The organism is Bacteroidota bacterium, from assembly GCA_034723125.1.
GTDB lineage: Bacteria > Bacteroidota > Bacteroidia > CAILMK01 > JAAYUY01 > JAYEOP01.
On record JAYEOP010000516.1, the window covers coordinates 1 to 1760 of the forward strand.

Annotated in this window: 3 protein-coding genes; all 3 read left to right on the forward strand. The window is 29.1% G+C overall.

The window, feature by feature from the left end; translation table 11 throughout:
- Positions 1-134 precede the first annotated feature (134 nt).
- Complete coding sequence (locus tag U9R42_13380; GenBank protein MEA3497012.1) at positions 135-377, forward strand: hypothetical protein; 243 nt, start codon at positions 135-137, stop codon at positions 375-377.
- Between the two features lie 349 nt (positions 378-726).
- Positions 727-1068, forward strand: coding sequence for a type II toxin-antitoxin system HigB family toxin (locus U9R42_13385; GenBank protein MEA3497013.1), 342 nt, complete (start codon positions 727-729; stop codon positions 1066-1068).
- A 1-nt stretch (position 1069) separates the two neighbouring features.
- Positions 1070-1624: a helix-turn-helix transcriptional regulator gene (locus U9R42_13390; protein ID MEA3497014.1), complete on the forward strand. Its 555-nt coding sequence runs from the start codon at positions 1070-1072 to the stop codon at positions 1622-1624.
- The last annotated feature ends 136 nt before the right edge of the window (positions 1625-1760 follow it).

Consider the following 1760-nt stretch of genomic DNA (forward strand, 5'->3'; position numbering starts at 1 on the left):
AAATCAGGTGGTTATGCATTTGCGTGTACTGAAATGTTATATTATTTGTTTTTTTTATTTACATTGATTTTATTTATAATATTTTAATTTATTATTTAGTGATAGAATAGGATTTTAAATAAGTCGTTTCGCTTTTGTTGCTTAAACTTGAAAACTTTGTTGAGCAATGGATACCTTTTGCTGCTTTAATTGCAATAATGGCAATAGGATTTATTATTCTTGATAGAAGACAAAAATATTCACGAGAGATTTCTTTAAAACTTACAAAAATAGGGGTAATCGCTGAAATAGTTCTGTTTTTAATGGTTGGCACAGAAGTAAATATCTCTGTTGCTTTTCATTCAGGATTAGTTGGTGTTTTGCTTATTTTTACTTGATTAGTTGCACGTAGCATCAGACTGTCTAAAAAAATCAACAATTTGTAGATAAAAATACTTTGCCACCAAAGGAATAATTTCTATTTTTATACTATGAAATCTCTACAAAGAAAAGACAGAAGACTGTCATATATTTTTCCAACATCATTGGAAGAAGCAATTTGAAAAACGCAAACTAAAAAAAGCAAATTATTTTTGAGTAAAGCAGAAATATCCTTTTTTTTGACAAAAAATTAATCGGTGGTTAGGGTTATTAGACAGACTGACTTTAGGCGTCAGGCAAGAAAAAAACCATAGTTCCATTTTAATTGGAATTTTATTATTAACTTTGCACCCAAAAGAATGAAAATTGAAATTATTACGTAAAGACAAATTATTGAAGTTCAAAAGAAAGAATCAAGGAAACTTGAAACTTACTAAGGCCATTGATAAGTTCATTGAAGATATTGAGGGTTCTGAATGGAAAGAAAAGTTGGAACTAATTGAATCACGACCAGATGCGGATAGAGTTCATAGTGAAGATTTCTTCTTTTTTGACATTAATATTCACAGAACTTTGACCTTGATTGTGTTTAATGAACAATATGCTGAGATACTTTGGGTCGGTAATCATGATGAATATGATTCAACATTCAAAGGAAATAAGAAAACGATTGAAACATGGTTACGTAATCACGGAAAAATTAATTAAAATGGACAAATTAGAAATTGATAATATTTTGAAAATTGACGAATTGAATAGCGAACTTGAATTTGAAAATGCTACTTTAATTCAAGGAAAGTTAAGGTGGATGGTAAAAGATGATAGTTCTTTAGAACCCATTCGTAAACACTTAATATCATTGATTGAAAAGTATGAGTCAGAACATTGGAGCAATGAATCTGAAATATCCGAAAAACAGGTCAAAGAAAGTGATATTGCTGAAAAGATAGTAAGTACCGAAAGTGGATTTATTCAAAAAAGAAAAGAATTTATCAAAGAAAAACTGAAAGAAAATGAGATAACACAAAAAGACTTAGCAAAAATACTTGGACACAGACCAAATTATATGTCAGAATTAATGAATGGAGTTCGACCATTATCAAGAGATGATATTGTTGTGATTCATAAATTATTTGAAATAGAATTTAAGGACTTAATACCTCCATTTTTGAAAAAAGAGGTAACAAATCATATTAAGGCAACCTTAGGAAAATTGAGAAATAAAAAAGTTCAATTAAAAATTAAAGATTTAGAGACAGTATAAAGCCCGAACGCCTAATCGAGTAGGCGGCTGATATTCCTTCGTTAAAACTACGGCTAACAAAGTGTAGCTCTCACATTTATCTGCTATAATAAAATGGAAGAAGAAACAATTAAACTATAACTAATCGAATGGCTTG